This window comes from Vreelandella sulfidaeris Esulfide1 (assembly GCF_054072535.1).
Window position 1 is genome coordinate 2,404,866 of sequence record NZ_CM133364.1, and the last position, 13,691, is coordinate 2,418,556.

Here is a 13,691-nt window from a genome sequence, read left to right on the forward strand (position 1 = left end):
TAAAGCATGGAAATACGCTGGCTAGAAGACTTTATCGCCCTGGCCAGGACACGCCATTTCTCGCGTGCAGCAGATGACCAAAACGTCACTCAGCCTACCTTCTCCCGGCGGATCAAGCTATTGGAGGAGGAAATGGGGGTGACGTTAATTAATCGTCAAACGCTGCCACTCTCGCTAACCCCCGCCGGGGAGGAGTTTTTAACCCTGTGTGAACAGGTGACCGAGCGAGTGCGGCTGACCCGTGACCGTGTTCGAGAAATTAATGCCGGCCAGCTGCGGCGTATTATGGTGGCTGCGCCGCAAAGTCTTTTGCCTCACTTTTTGCCCGAGTGGCTCGCATCTACCGGTTGGCAAGAGCGTGTACATCCCTACCTGCGGGCCACTGGCTGGGTGGCCAACGACTATTTTCAAGCCCTGGCACGGGCCGAGTGTGACCTTGCTATTTGCTACTGGCCTATAGGGCGCTGCGATCTGGATATCGATACCAGTGCCTGCACCTACCGTGTAATCGGACACGAAAGACTGATTCCCGTGACCGGGTTAACTGCCGCTGGGGAACCCTGTGCTTTGCTGCCAGGGTCACGCCATCAACCGGCGCCTTGGCTTGCCTACCCCAAGCGCGGGCTACTTGGGTCTGCGGTTAAGGCTCACTTAGCCAGATTACCCGAGAGCACGTATCTAACGGCTCAAAGCGAAAACCTCTACGCGGCGGGTATTAAAGAGCTGGTGCTTCTTGGTTACGGTATGAGTTGGCTGCCTGAGCGCAACGTCGCTGCTGAACTTGCCCAGGGGACATTAGTAAGAGCGGGTGATAGCCGCTGGGATGTACCCATGGAACTCCGTCTATATCGTCACCAAAGCCATCATCACGCGGAACTTGACGGATTCTGGAGTGAGCTCGCTCCGCCACGTGCCTGACCGGATACTTAAGCCTCAGTTATTAATCAAAATTAGCCCGTACTTAAGAAAGGACACCTGTGCATGCCAACCACCCTTTTTAGCCTGCAGCGCGATCATGTAGCACACCTACAGCGCGCTTATGCAGAGATTTTGAATGACCACGGGTTTGATAGTCTGGCTATTTACAGTGGTAATGCCAGCGAATACTTCGCTGACGACCATGCGCCTCCTTTTCAGACCTATGGGCATTTTATGCACTGGGTAGGCTTAGCCGATGTGCAGCATAGCTGGCTGATAATTCAGCCGGAAAAACGCCCCCAACTGTTCTTATATGCGCCCGCCGATTTTTGGCATTTACCCACACATCTGCCGGAAGAACCTTGGGTATCAGAGTTCGATGTGCATTTTTGCAATGAAAAGACCATACCCGCCATGGTCGGCAATGCCGCCGTTATTGGCGATATCGGGCAACTCGCTGCCAGTACACAGCAAGCATTGAAGGCACAATGTCAGCCTGAGCATATTGTTAGGGTCCTTGATGAGTTACGGCTGTTTAAAACACCTTATGAGATTGCCTGTATCCGTGAAGCCAACCGTTTATCAATAGCGGGACACCAAGCAGCGCAAGCCGCTTTTATTGGCGCCTCCGGTGAGTTAGATATTCAACTGGCGTACTTAGCGGCTAGTCGTCAGCGCGAGTCAAACGTACCTTATCAAAATATTATTGGCTTAAACGACCATGCAGGCGTACTGCATTACCAACATTACGACCTCAACGCCCCTAAACAGCGTTACAGCCTGCTAGTGGATGCGGGTCGTCGCTTCCGCGGATACTGCGCCGATATTACCCGTACTTACGCTGGCCCCGATGCCCCCGCTGTGTTTGGCGAACTGGTCTCGGCAATGCACGATTTAAAAGAGGAACTGGTCAGAGGCATAGCTCCAGGGGGTAGCTTTATCGCCCTGCACGAGCAAATGCATCGCCACCTTGGTGAGATATTAGTGGCCCACGATATGTATAAAGGCACCGCCGAGCAAGCCGTTGCTGAAGGCGTTACACGGGCTTTTTGCCCTCATGGATTAGGTCATTCGTTGGGTCTTCAAGTGCACGATGTCGCCGGCCTGCGTCACCCCGATGGTTCACCAGCGCCTGCACCCGAACACCATCCAGCGCTACGCCTTACACGTACGCTGCGCCCTGGCATGGTAGTAACCATTGAACCGGGACTTTACTTTATAGACATGCTACTCGCCCCGCTGCGTAACTCCTCATCGCCTATTAACTGGGCGCTAGTTGATCTGCTCTCGCCTTGCGGTGGCATTCGTATCGAAGATAACGTGGTGGTGACAGAAAGCGGTTTCAGTAACTTAACGCCTTAAGCGCTCGCTAACCGTCTTATAAAGCCATTACCAAGCTTTAAAATGAACAACGCCCGGCACACAAGGCCGGGCGTTGGATAACCGCTAAACGTATCAGCAACAAATTAGAAGCGGTAAGTAACACCGCCGCCAATGGTGACGGGTTCCATATCAACTTCACCACCACCGCTAATATCAGCGCTTACGTCAGCGTAGCTTGCGTAACCATTGAGCATGACGTTGTCAGTCACGGCCAGATCAACACCTACTTGACCAATTGCACCGTAGCTTTCATCAACGCTCAAACCGCTCGGCTCGCTGGAGAAATGTGTGTAATTAAGACCAGCACCGACGTAAGGCTGCACGCGTGAATCCAAGCCGCCCAACGGGTAGTAGTTAACCAGTAGATTAACCGGTAAACGATCAATGCTACCTTCACCTGAACCGTCTACGCTCAAGTCGTGCTCGAATTCTTCGGAGCTGTTGAGTTCGGCACCGACCTTATCTGTAAATAGATAGCCCACGCCATAGGTTAATCCGCGCGCTTCATCAACACTTAATGAATCACCGTCTACATTGCCGTTACCTGAACCCGTGTCCGTTTGGGCAACGCCACCACGAACAAATACGTCGCCAGCGTTATAAGCGAGAGCCGCTTGACTTGCCAGTGCAAAACCAGCAGTGATTACAGTGGCAGAAATCAGTTTCATATTACTCATCAGGGTCATCCTCTCCTAGGCAGCGCTAGTTCCTTGCGCTTGGGATTACGGTACTACTCTACAACTTTCCTATACAGTATATAGTATAAGAACAGTGTTTCCAAATATCCTGTGAAATATTAATATAAGTAATTTGGCGCTGTTAGCTTTTTATTTATTTTTAATGAACATAAAAAAAGGTCCCCCGAAGGGGACCTAGGTGGAGCACGCCAGCTCACTCGGTTTATCGCTAATAGAGGTTAGCGATTTAGATGAAGAAGGGAGAGAAGCGTTACGTCTTTCTGTCAACACTAGCCTTAACTTCTCTATTCACTCATCCTTTGCCATATATATTGCGATTCATGTGCCAATACTTATAATTACAATATGAAACAACAAATTAAGTATATACAGATCGAAAAATCTCGCCCTGAGATGAACGGCAGCAAGCTAAGCGCACCAAAGCTGCGCATTTTCAGGCCGCTTTGCCTCATAACGAGTCAGCACGAATAGAATGTGGTCTCCTCATAGAGGCCGATGTATTGCGTTTGAAACTTAATAGCGTCATCTTCTAGTCATATTAAGACTATTGCTTCGCCAATGGATCTAGATTCAACTGCTAAGGAAGGTAGCCAATGCAAGAAGCCAAGACTATTTACGTTACCGGTGGCGCGCAGGGAATTGGCCTAGGTATTGCCCACCACCTGCTGATCGCCGGACACCGTGTGGTAATCACGGACATTGATGAAGAAGCGCTTAGCGCAGCAAAAGCTCGGCTGCCTTACAGCGAATACTTATTAGCGCTGGTCGCGGACGCAGGTAATGAACAACAGGTATCGAAAAGCATTACCCAGGCGGTGAGTCATTTTGGTCAACTGGATGGCTTAGTGCATAACGCAGGTATTGCCGACCCGTTTCACGGGCCGATGGAGAACCTGGAGCTCGCGGCCTGGCAAGCGTATTTAAATACCAACCTCACCGGCGCATTTCTATGTGCTAAATACGCAGCGAAGCACCTACGCAAACAGCAAGGCAGCATGGTACTTATGGCGTCTTCACGCGCCTTTCAGTCTGAACCTGATACCGAGGCCTACGCCGCCAGTAAAGGCGGCATTATCGCCCTGACACACGCGTTAGCGATTAGCCTTGGACCCGACATTCGCGTGAATGCGATTAGCCCGGGCTGGATAGAAGTGGGCGACTGGCAAAAGCCAGCACGCCAGCAGCCCGTTGAACACCGCTCCATTGATCGCGAGCAGCACCCAGCCGGGCGCGTGGGCACACCTAACGATATTGCATCCCTCACCCACTATCTTCTCTCTAAGGAAGCTAGTTTCATTACCGGCCAGAACTTTGTGGTTGATGGTGGCATGACCCGCAAAATGATCTATGCCGAGTGATAGCTGCATTAGATAGCGCCTCCATTGCCCATGTTGGGCACCCTCACGTACACTTGTTTGAATCCGTTTATCCATTTATAAACCCGCTTCCGACAAGCCGAGGCTCTCCCATGGCGTTTGAATCCACTTCTTCTTATATCGCAACCGATGCGCTTAAACAGGCAGTGAACGCGGCTGTGGTGCTCGAACGGCCGCTATTGATCAAAGGCGAGCCGGGCACCGGCAAAACCCTGCTGGCCGAAGAGCTGGCTGAATCTCTCAATACTCAGTTGATTACCTGGCATATCAAATCCAGCACCAAGGCGGCCCAGGGTTTATACGAGTACGATGCCGTCAGCCGCCTGCGTGACTCCCAGCTAGGCGTTGAAGGTGTAGAAAATGTCGCCAACTACATCAAGCCCGGCAAGCTGTGGGAAGCCTTTACCGCCAATCAACGGGTGGTGCTACTGATCGACGAGATCGACAAGGCCGATATCGAATTCCCCAACGATTTGCTACAAGAGCTGGATCGTATGGAGTTTCACGTTTACGAAACCGGCGAAACCATCCGCGCCGAGCAGCGCCCGATTATCATCATCACCTCAAACAACGAAAAAGAGCTGCCGGATGCGTTCCTACGCCGCTGCTTTTTCCACTACATTGAGTTCCCCGACCGCGAGACCATGCAGGCGATTGTCGATGTTCACTTTCCGGATATCGCCCCCCGGCTTGTCAGCGAAGCCTTAGAGGTATTTTTCGATCTGCGTAAAGCACCCGGACTTAAGAAAAAGCCGTCCACGTCTGAACTCGTCGACTGGCTCAAGCTAATGATGGCTGACGATATTGCCCAAGAAGCACTCTACAACCGCGACCCGGCCAAAGCGCTGCCGCCCATGGCGGGCGCACTGGTTAAAAACGAGCAGGACACCCAACTGCTTGAGCGTCTGGCGTTTATGATCCGTCGTCAGAAAGGCACAGGCCGCTAAGCCATGTTTATTGGCCTATTTGAAACATTAAAGCGTGCGGGAGTTCCGGTATCACTACGCGAACTGCTGGACCTTCACGCCGTGGTGGAGCGCGGTGTGGTGTTCGCCGACATGGAAGCCTTCTATCAAGTGGCCCGCACGGTGATGGTCAAAGACGAGCGCCATTTTGACCGCTTTGATCGTGCCTTCGCCGCCTGGTTCAAAGGCCTGGAGGACATGGATGCCGCTATTGAGGCGCTGATTCCCGATGACTGGCTACGCCGGGAGTTTGAGAAGCAGCTAACGGATGAAGAGAAAGCCAAAATCGAATCCCTGGGCGGCCTCGAAGAACTCATTGAGACGTTCAAAAAACGCCTGGAGGAGCAAAAAGAGCGCCACGCGGGTGGCAATAAATGGATCGGCACCGGCGGAACCAGCCCTTTTGGCGCCTACGGCTACAATCCAGAAGGTATCCGTATTGGCCAGGATGGCTCGCGCCACCGCCGCGCCACCAAGGTCTGGGACGAGCGACGCTTCCGCGATTACGATGATTCTCTGGAATTAGGCACGCGCAATATCAAAATGGCGCTGCGCCGCCTGCGCAAGTTTGCCCGCCAAGGGGCGTTAGAGGAGTTTGACGTTGATAGCACTATCCGCGAAACCGCCAAGGACGCCGGGCTACTCAACGTGCAGATGCGCCCAGAGCGCCATAACGCGGTGAAGGTGCTGCTGTTTTTGGATGTGGGCGGCTCGATGGATGACCATATCCGCGTCTGCGAAGAGCTGTTCTCTGCCGCCCGCTCAGAGTTTAAGCACCTGGAGCACTACTACTTCCATAATTGCCTTTACGAAGGGGTTTGGCGCAATAACCTACGCCGGGGTAATGAGCGCATCCCCACCATGGACGTGCTGCACACCTACGGTGCGGATTACCAGGTGGTGATTGTTGGCGATGCCGCTATGTCGCCTTACGAAGTCACCCACCCCGGCGGCAGCGTAGAGCACTTTAACGACGAAGCGGGCGGCGTGTGGCTTAAGCGTCTATGCGAGACGTTTCCCCGTCTGGCGTGGCTTAACCCGATGCCGCCCCGGGCCTGGGAGTACACCTACTCGACCCAACTGATCCGCGAGATCATCGATGACCGCATGTACCCCATGACCATGGAGGGACTGGAAACCGCCATGCGCGAACTGGCAAAGAAGTAAGCTGAACTTAACGGATCATGCGCGATAGCACATCGTGGTGGGTCAGTTGGCGATGTAGGATGGCCATCACGATGTGCCCGGCGATCAATGCCAATAGTGTCCAACCCAGTTCACCATGCAATAAACCACCCAGATCCGTCATCCAGGTAATTTCCTCTCCTTCAAAACCTGTCATTAAATTAATGCCAAAGACGTCAAGCGAACGACCTGAACCATACTGGCGAATAAGCGCAATGGTGGGTACAGCGATCATTAAGCCGTAGAGCGCAAAGTGTCCCAGCTTCGCCATCACGCTCAATGAAGGCGGGCGGCGCGACACATTGGCTAATGCCCACATAGCACGCAGCACGGCTAACGTAAGCAGCAACACGCCTATAGGGTAGTGAGTACCCCAAAAAAAATCTTCAAAAGGGGTATCTGGGAACAGCCAGTGCGCCGTCGCGCTGGTAAATTGCCACGCAAACAGCAGCGCCATCCCCCAGTGCAGCAAACGGCTTATCGCTCCGTAGCGAATAGGGGTATCCATAACAGTTAACGACATACATTTTCCCTTAACATAATTAACAAATGTTAGGTCTAGTTTACCCAGTCAAACGAGCAACATCATGACAACAACGTGCAAAATGGTTGTCAGAAATGGAACGCAACGTTTTACAGAAGTATTAGAGGACCTGCGGGAAATCGTTTAAGCCTTTTATAAATGCCTGTTTGGCCGACTCAAAACTCTTAGGGTCGTGTTTGAAACGGCGTAGGATGAGATCTTTATCCAGCGCCAGAGTAGGTGCCAGTTCATTAATATTTTTAGCGGGATGTCGTGCTCCTAAGCCAATTCGCTTTCCGTCCGCCCCACCAAACCAACGCTTAATGCCGCTTTTTTGGTAAAATGCTTCTTGCTCAGCGTTATTGACTTCGACACGCAACGGCGCCTTTAAGGTAAGTTCACTAATCAAGCGCTGCTGGGCATCGGCCTGGTTAAGTGCGCAGGCATGCGTAACGGTCATGCCCTCGCCCTCTTCGTCCAGCACTAGCAGCGCCAATGCTTGAGGCTTACCGTTGCCATCAACGGCAGCAAATAGACGCGCGGCTTCTTGCGGGAAAAATACACTGCAGGTGCCGGTGAACACGACCAGCGGCGTTAGACCCGCTTCTTGTCCGTATACTTCAGCGCATAATCGCGCCAGACAAGCATTGCGCTGGGCCTCTGCGTTAACGTGTACGACCTTCATTTGAATTATCTCGCCGACTGAAAAGCCGCAAGCCTAGAGCAATCACAGCGGTTTTGACAGAGCATTGTACAACACGATAAGCCTCTTCATTTACACTGTTACTGAACACAGCTCTGAAGTACCTGTCGGAAGTAACTGTAAATGTGACCATTGACTTAGAAGGAGCTAGCATGCCCACCTTTACCAATGACCCTACCATGCCGACACCCAGTTTTCCCGGCAGCCATATAGTCGTCGATGATCACTATGTGTTTATTTCTGGGCTAACTGTCGCCGATCTCTCTAACGGCCATGCTGCACGTGGAAACGTTAAAGAAGAGACCCGCCTTGTAATGCGCGCCCTATCCCGCATGCTTGAGCTGGAAGGTGGCAGCGTCGCGGATATAGTGCGAGTGGATATCCATCTGACTGATTTACACGCTATCCAAGACATGGATAGCGTATATGCCGAATACTTTGAACCCGGCCGATACCCCGCCCGTACCTGCACAGAATCACCCAATCTCAGCGGCGGTAGCAGTATTGAAATTACCGTGATGGCGAAACGCCAACACCTATCAGAGCAATAACAGCCTCAATATCTACATGGGCTTCCAGCATATCCGCCAGGCGATCAAGTTCACGCTCTCGGTGAGCTTGGTAATCGCTTTGCTCGCCGTCAGCGAGGCCCAGTTGCTTTAACAGCGCGTGGCAGGCATCGGGGTGATCAAATAAGCCATGGAGATAGGTACCAAAGATTTGTCCATCCTCACTGATCGCCCCCTCTGGTCGGCCTTCTATATTAAATAGCGGTGAACTAAGCGCTGCCCCTTCGCTTACGCCGTTATGGATTTCATAGCCGGTAACGGTAGCGCCCTCCGCCACCGTTGAACCAATCACATTGCGCAGCTGCTTACCTGCCACCATGCGGGTGGTAAGGGGTAAAAGCCCTAAACCCGCTACTTTTTCATGTTTTCCCTCCAGGCCGTCAGGGTCATCTACCCATTCGCCCAGCATTTGAAAACCACCGCAAATACCCAGCACTTTGCCGCCATAACGCAAGTGACGCTGGATTGCCTTATCCCAGCCCTGGCGTTTCAGCCATTCAAGATCGCTAGCGGTACTTTTACTGCCGGGCAGCATAATCACATCGGCGGCAGGAATTGGCTGGTCGGCCCGGATAAACGTCATCGCGACCTGGGGATGTAACCTCAAGGGGTCAAAGTCGGTATGGTTACTGATGCGCGGTAGCGCGGGAACGATCACGTTAAGCGTCTGGCTGGCTTTTTCGCCTTGGATTAAACCAATGCTGTCTTCTGCATCGAGTACCAGCCCCTGCAGATAAGGCAATGTTCCAAACACTGGTTTTCCAGTGCGTTCCTCCAACCACTCGAGCCCAGGTTTTAGCAGTGCTATATCACCCCGAAAGCGATTGATAATAAAGCCCTTGGTGCGCGCCTGTTCGCTCTCGCTCAATAGCGCCAGCGTACCCACCAATTGGGCGAATACTCCGCCACGGTCAATATCACCCACCAGTAATACCGGGCAATCTACCGCTTCGGCAAAGCCCATATTGGCGATATCGCCTTTACGCAAATTGATTTCGGCCGGGCTGCCCGCCCCTTCGGCGATAACCACATCAAAGCGGCTTTCTAACGCTTGCCACGCGGCCATTACGCTCTCTTTAGCGGTGCGTTTAAAAGCGTGGTAATCCAGAGCATCCATATGGCCATGAACTTTGCCGCGTAAAATCACCTGGGCGCCACGATCGGTTTCCGGCTTTAGCAATACCGGATTCATATCGCTGTGGGGTGCTAAATAGCAGGCTTGTGCTTGTAAGGCCGTAGAGCGGCCAATCTCGCCGCCGTCCTGAGTCACTGCGCTATTAAGCGCCATGTTCTGGGGTTTAAACGGCGCCACTGATATCCCACGCCTTGCCAACGCGCGGCAAAGGGCTGCCACCACGGTGCTTTTACCCGCATCCGAGGTGGTGCCTTGAATCATCAGTGTGGCCATAGAGAGGTCTCGCCCAGTTGAACAAGAGCAAGACTTTAGCGGGAGGCGCTAAGGGGCGCAATGTGTTCAGTCTCCGCTCAAGCACCCTAATTCCTTTAATAATCAAAAATACTTTTTATCGCCATCAATTCGTCATATGCCATCTCTAGGCTGATACCTAACAAATGAGATCGATCTCATTGCATTAATAACAGGTATCCCCATGGCAGATTTACTCAGTGTGGCCAAACTCGCCGGGGTGTCTAGGGCAACTGCGGCGCGAGCTTTTTCAAGTCCCGATTTGGTACGCCCCGCTACCCGGCAAAAGGTGTTTAACGCTGCCCAGCAGCTTGCGTTTAGGCCAAATAAAATCGCCCAACAGCTTCGCTCTCAAGCGACGCAGATGATCGGCGTGATGGTGCCCAGTCTCGATAACCCAGTGTTTGCCGAACAGCTACAAGCCATGGAAGTAGCAGCACGTGCGTCTGGTTACTCACTAATCGTTACCACCAGCGAATACTCGCCCAGCCGCGAGGGTGACATTGTTGAGGAGATGCTGCGCCAGCGCGTGGACGGCTTGGTGCTTACCGTGGCAGAAGCCGATAACAGCGCCGTGCTGGACAAGCTGCGTTTAGAAAATACACCGTGCTTACTGGTCTACAACCCACCCGGCAACAGCAGCTTTCCCTCCATCGGCGTCGATAACCGTGCCGCCAGTGCTGATGCCACCCGCCATTTAATCACCCTGGGCCATGAACGGATTGGTATGGTCGCTGGCCCGCTATTGCAATCAGACCGTGCCCAACAGCGTTTTGACGGTTACTGCCACGCTATGCGCGAGGCAGGCCTGATCGCCCGTCCGCTCGTTGAGATGGCCCGCCATACCCAAGCTGACCTCGCAAGCCTAATACCTGCACTGCAAGGCCCAGACGCTCTCAGCGCAGTTATCTGTACCAATGACCTGCTCGCTATCAGCCTGATTGGCGAACTGCAACGCGCAGGATTTAGCGTGCCTGGCGATCTTTCTGTAATGGGTTTTGACGGCATTGCATTAGGCAAACACCTCTACCCGTCGCTATGCACCATTGAGCAACCACGCGCCGACATTGGGCGCACCGCGGTGCACACCTTGCTAGCCATGATTCGGGGAGAAGAATGCACACCTACTCCCCTGCCCCACGCATTGCGTCAGGGCGAAAGTGTCGGAATCCCGACATCCCGTAAGTCCACGTTAAGCACTTCCTAGAGGAACACGGTATGAGTCTTAATCGCATGAACCTTAAGCATCTTTATCAAGCGTTACTGGCCACGGCGGTTATCAGTGCGTCAGGGGTCGCTACTGCCCAATCAAGCGACAACGCGATCTGCTACAACTGCCCGCCAGAGTGGGCGGATTGGGGTACTCAGCTGCGTTTGATCGAACAGGAGACCGGCATTCGCGTGCCCCAAGACAACAAAAATTCCGGACAATCCCTAGCACAATTAGTTGCTGAAGAAAGTAGTCCGGTGGCTGATGTCGTTTACTACGGAGTGACCTTCGGCATTCAAGCCATGGAAGAGGACGTAGTGACGCCCTACCAGCCTGCCCATTGGGACGAGATACCCGAAGGCCTGAAAGACCCCGAAGGTAACTGGTTTGCCATCCACTCCGGCACCCTCGGTTTTATGGTCAACGTCGACGCCTTGGATGGCGCGCCGGTGCCCACTTCCTGGGAAGACCTGCTCAAGCCTGAGTATCGCGGCATGGTGGGTTACCTTGACCCGGCCAGTGCCTTTGTCGGCTATGTCGGTGCCGTGGCGGTCAACCTAGCCATGGGTGGCGATCTTAACGACTTCACCCCAGCGATCGACTACTTCAATCAGCTCGCCGAAAACGACCCGATTGTGCCCAAGCAAACCAGCTACGCGCGAGTTCTTTCCGGCGAGATACCCATCCTGCTCGATTACGACTTCAACGCTTACCGCGCCCGCCACAGCGATGGTGCCAACGTTGAGTTTGTGATTCCCGAAGAGGGTAGCGTGGTGGTGCCTTATGTTATGAGCTTGGTGAAAGATGGCCCTAACCCCGAAAACGGCCAGCAAGTGCTTGATTTTGTGCTCTCTGACCAAGGCCAAGCGGTATGGGCTGATGCTTACCTACGCCCTGTGCGCGCCAGCGCCATCTCCCCTGAAGCGCGCGAAGTCTTTCTGCCCGATAGCGAGTATGCCCGCGCCGAAGCTCTCGACTACACCGCTATGGCGGCTGCTCAACGTAGCTTCTCTGAGCGTTATCTGTCGGAGGTTCGTTAATCATGACAGCGGCATCCAAGCAGCCCTCCGGGGCTGCTTCTTTCGTCAATAGTCGTCAGATCATGGTGGGGCCCGCGCGTCGAAAAAGCCTTATCGCAATGTTTACTTTACTGCCTGCCCTGGTGATTTTCTGCGCCTTTTGGCTACTGCCTTTTTCGCGTCTGATCATGATGGGCGCCGAGGCTGACCCAAGCAGCGGTATTAGCGCGTATTTAACTATTCTCACCCATCGTCAGTACTTAATTAGTCTAGCGACCACCGTTGGTCTCTCGCTGGTAGTGTCACTGGTAGCCGTTGCCATTGCGGGCATTGCTGGATTTTTTCTCGCCCGTCAGCGATTTTTTGGCAAATCCATACTAGTGGCTATCCTCACTTTTCCGCTGGCTTTTCCAGGCGTGGTGGTGGGCTTTCTGGTCATCATGCTGGGAGGGCGTCAAGGCGCCTTGGCGCAGACTAGCCTGTGGCTGTTTGGCGAGCGCTGGATGTTCGCCTACTCACTGGCCGGGCTATTTATTGGTTACCTCTACTTCTCCATCCCTCGTGTCATTACCACGGTGATGGCTGCCTGCGACAACCTGGATCAAAGTCTTGAAGAAGCCGCCCGCTCGTTAGGCGCTAACACCTGGCAGGTCACCAAAGACGTTATCGTGCCTGGCATTGCGCCCGCGCTGCTCTCAACCGGTGCTATCTGCTTTGCGACCAGCATGGGCGCCTTTGGTACGGCGTTTACCCTGGGCACGCGGTTAAGCATTCTGCCGCTCAATATCTACGGTGAATTCACCAACTACGCCAATTTTGCCATGGCCGCCGCGCTTTCGGTGGTGCTGGGCGTGATTACGTGGATGGCATTGAGCCTTGCCCGCAGGCTGGCAGGCGGCAACCTGGGAGCCTCCGTATGAAATCGCGTCTACGCTTTACGTTGCAATTGGGCTTCACCCTGCTGGTGTGCCTGTTCATGATCGTGCCTGTCGCAATGTCAGTCATGGCGGGGCTAACCGAGAACTACTTTGTTGGCCTGCAGAGTGGCTTAACGCTGCGCTGGGTGAATGAGGTGTGGCAGCTCTACGCCGATACCATCTGGCTCTCCATTAAACTGGCGCTGGCCTGCTTACTAATCACGACCCTGATTGGCGTACCCGCCGCCTATGGCCTGCTGCGCAGCCGCCGCCGCTGGGCCAACGCGATCGAAGAACTCCTGCTGCTACCGGTTGCCGTGCCTGGGCTGGCCACCGCGCTTGCCCTACTGCTCGTCTATGGCAGCTACCGTGAATTTCGCGGCAGCTGGCTATTTATTTTGATTGGCCATGTGCTGTTTACCTTGCCCTTTATGGTGCGCGCGGTGCTCTCCGTGATGCAGACCGCCAAGCTTCCCCAACTGGAAGAAGCCGCCGCCAGCTTAGGCGCCAGTTTCAGGCAACGCTTTTTCGGGGTGGTCATCCCCAACTGTATGAGCGGTATTTTGGCGGGGGCGCTGATGGTGGTCACCCTATCGATCGGTGAATTCAACATTACCTGGATGCTGCACACCCCCTTGACCAAGACGCTCCCGGTCGGCTTGGCCGACAGCTACGCCTCCATGCGCCTGGAAGTTGGGTCGGCTTACACGCTGATATTTCTGGTCATGGTCGTGCCCTTGCTGGTGGCGATTCAGTGGGCGGGCCGACTCACCGAGCAGCGCCACTAAGTTTTATTATT

Annotated in this window: 14 protein-coding genes; 10 read left to right on the plus strand and 4 right to left on the minus strand. The window is 53.7% G+C overall.

The features are described 5' to 3' along the window. The first annotated feature begins 6 nt into the window (after positions 1-6). Together ACW44H_RS11245 and pepQ are read left to right on the plus strand one after the other, a co-directional pair. Complete coding sequence (locus tag ACW44H_RS11245; RefSeq protein WP_457504545.1) at positions 7-918, plus strand: LysR family transcriptional regulator; 912 nt, start codon at positions 7-9, stop codon at positions 916-918. A gap of 63 nt (positions 919-981) precedes the next feature. Further along, a complete protein-coding gene (gene pepQ, locus ACW44H_RS11250; RefSeq protein WP_457504546.1) occupies positions 982-2,280 on the plus strand; it encodes a Xaa-Pro dipeptidase in 1,299 nt (432 codons plus the stop codon). A gap of 104 nt (positions 2,281-2,384) precedes the next feature. Here pepQ and ACW44H_RS11255 read toward each other — a convergent pair whose 3' ends face one another. Beyond that, positions 2,385-2,978, minus strand: coding sequence for an OmpW/AlkL family protein (locus ACW44H_RS11255; protein ID WP_457504548.1), 594 nt, complete (start codon positions 2,976-2,978; stop codon positions 2,385-2,387). 614 nt (positions 2,979-3,592) lie between these two features. Here ACW44H_RS11255 and ACW44H_RS11260 point away from each other — a divergent pair. From ACW44H_RS11260 to ACW44H_RS11270, 3 genes are all read left to right on the plus strand, one after another. Further along, positions 3,593-4,357 (plus strand): SDR family oxidoreductase, encoded by a 765-nt coding sequence (locus ACW44H_RS11260; protein ID WP_457504550.1) that lies wholly within the window; start codon positions 3,593-3,595, stop codon positions 4,355-4,357. 110 nt (positions 4,358-4,467) lie between these two features. Beyond that, a complete protein-coding gene (locus ACW44H_RS11265; protein ID WP_457504551.1) occupies positions 4,468-5,322 on the plus strand; it encodes an AAA family ATPase in 855 nt (284 codons plus the stop codon). Positions 5,323-5,325: 3 nt separating this feature from the next. Next, on the plus strand, positions 5,326-6,507 hold the full coding sequence (locus tag ACW44H_RS11270) for a vWA domain-containing protein (protein WP_113269570.1): 1,182 nt from the start codon (positions 5,326-5,328) through the stop codon (positions 6,505-6,507). A gap of 7 nt (positions 6,508-6,514) precedes the next feature. On the opposite strand, the gene ACW44H_RS11275 is transcribed toward ACW44H_RS11270, so the two are convergent. Beyond that, positions 6,515-7,048: a cytochrome b gene (locus tag ACW44H_RS11275; RefSeq protein ID WP_457504553.1), complete on the minus strand. Its 534-nt coding sequence runs from the start codon at positions 7,046-7,048 to the stop codon at positions 6,515-6,517. 121 nt (positions 7,049-7,169) lie between these two features. Continuing rightward, a complete protein-coding gene (locus tag ACW44H_RS11280) occupies positions 7,170-7,733 on the minus strand; it encodes a hypothetical protein (protein ID WP_457504555.1) in 564 nt (187 codons plus the stop codon). Between the two features lie 170 nt (positions 7,734-7,903). On the opposite strand from ACW44H_RS11280, the gene ACW44H_RS11285 reads away from it, so the two are divergent. Then, complete coding sequence (locus ACW44H_RS11285; protein WP_447045570.1) at positions 7,904-8,302, plus strand: RidA family protein; 399 nt, start codon at positions 7,904-7,906, stop codon at positions 8,300-8,302. Here the strand turns inward: ACW44H_RS11285 and ACW44H_RS11290 are convergent. After that, complete coding sequence (locus ACW44H_RS11290; protein ID WP_457504556.1) at positions 8,262-9,728, minus strand: cobyric acid synthase; 1,467 nt, start codon at positions 9,726-9,728, stop codon at positions 8,262-8,264. The two genes, ACW44H_RS11285 and ACW44H_RS11290, sit on opposite strands and share 41 nt — an antisense overlap. Positions 9,729-9,930: 202 nt before the next feature. Between ACW44H_RS11290 and ACW44H_RS11295 the strand changes: the two genes are divergently transcribed. Genes ACW44H_RS11295 through ACW44H_RS11310 form a run of 4 tightly spaced genes read left to right on the plus strand, consistent with a single transcriptional unit; the run spans position 9,931 to position 13,680 of the window. Further along, positions 9,931-10,953, plus strand: coding sequence for a substrate-binding domain-containing protein (locus tag ACW44H_RS11295; protein WP_457504557.1), 1,023 nt, complete (start codon positions 9,931-9,933; stop codon positions 10,951-10,953). A gap of 11 nt (positions 10,954-10,964) precedes the next feature. Continuing rightward, the gene (locus tag ACW44H_RS11300) at positions 10,965-11,996 is read left to right on the plus strand and encodes an ABC transporter substrate-binding protein (protein ID WP_457504559.1); all 1,032 of its coding nucleotides are present in this window, start codon (positions 10,965-10,967) and stop codon (positions 11,994-11,996) included. Between the two features lie 2 nt (positions 11,997-11,998). Beyond that, positions 11,999-12,895, plus strand: coding sequence for an ABC transporter permease (locus ACW44H_RS11305; RefSeq protein ID WP_457504561.1), 897 nt, complete (start codon positions 11,999-12,001; stop codon positions 12,893-12,895). Beyond that, on the plus strand, positions 12,892-13,680 hold the full coding sequence (locus ACW44H_RS11310) for an ABC transporter permease (protein WP_457504562.1): 789 nt from the start codon (positions 12,892-12,894) through the stop codon (positions 13,678-13,680). The genes ACW44H_RS11305 and ACW44H_RS11310 overlap by 4 nt, the downstream gene beginning before the upstream one ends. Positions 13,681-13,691: the final 11 nt, after the last annotated feature.

What these genes read in the sequence shown, in the direction of transcription:
- ACW44H_RS11245 (WP_457504545.1), top strand. Translation starts at nt 7, where the DNA reads ATGGAAATACGCTGGCTAGAAGACTTTATCGCCCTGGCCAGGACACGC.
- pepQ (WP_457504546.1), top strand. Translation starts at nt 982, where the DNA reads ATGCCAACCACCCTTTTTAGCCTGCAGCGCGATCATGTAGCACACCTA.
- ACW44H_RS11255 (WP_457504548.1), bottom strand. Translation starts at nt 2,978, where the DNA reads ATGAGTAATATGAAACTGATTTCTGCCACTGTAATCACTGCTGGTTTT.
- ACW44H_RS11260 (WP_457504550.1), top strand. Translation starts at nt 3,593, where the DNA reads ATGCAAGAAGCCAAGACTATTTACGTTACCGGTGGCGCGCAGGGAATT.
- ACW44H_RS11265 (WP_457504551.1), top strand. Translation starts at nt 4,468, where the DNA reads ATGGCGTTTGAATCCACTTCTTCTTATATCGCAACCGATGCGCTTAAA.
- ACW44H_RS11270 (WP_113269570.1), top strand. Translation starts at nt 5,326, where the DNA reads ATGTTTATTGGCCTATTTGAAACATTAAAGCGTGCGGGAGTTCCGGTA.
- ACW44H_RS11275 (WP_457504553.1), bottom strand. Translation starts at nt 7,048, where the DNA reads ATGTCGTTAACTGTTATGGATACCCCTATTCGCTACGGAGCGATAAGC.
- ACW44H_RS11280 (WP_457504555.1), bottom strand. Translation starts at nt 7,733, where the DNA reads ATGAAGGTCGTACACGTTAACGCAGAGGCCCAGCGCAATGCTTGTCTG.
- ACW44H_RS11285 (WP_447045570.1), top strand. Translation starts at nt 7,904, where the DNA reads ATGCCCACCTTTACCAATGACCCTACCATGCCGACACCCAGTTTTCCC.
- ACW44H_RS11290 (WP_457504556.1), bottom strand. Translation starts at nt 9,728, where the DNA reads ATGGCCACACTGATGATTCAAGGCACCACCTCGGATGCGGGTAAAAGC.
- ACW44H_RS11295 (WP_457504557.1), top strand. Translation starts at nt 9,931, where the DNA reads ATGGCAGATTTACTCAGTGTGGCCAAACTCGCCGGGGTGTCTAGGGCA.
- ACW44H_RS11300 (WP_457504559.1), top strand. Translation starts at nt 10,965, where the DNA reads ATGAGTCTTAATCGCATGAACCTTAAGCATCTTTATCAAGCGTTACTG.
- ACW44H_RS11305 (WP_457504561.1), top strand. Translation starts at nt 11,999, where the DNA reads ATGACAGCGGCATCCAAGCAGCCCTCCGGGGCTGCTTCTTTCGTCAAT.
- ACW44H_RS11310 (WP_457504562.1), top strand. Translation starts at nt 12,892, where the DNA reads ATGAAATCGCGTCTACGCTTTACGTTGCAATTGGGCTTCACCCTGCTG.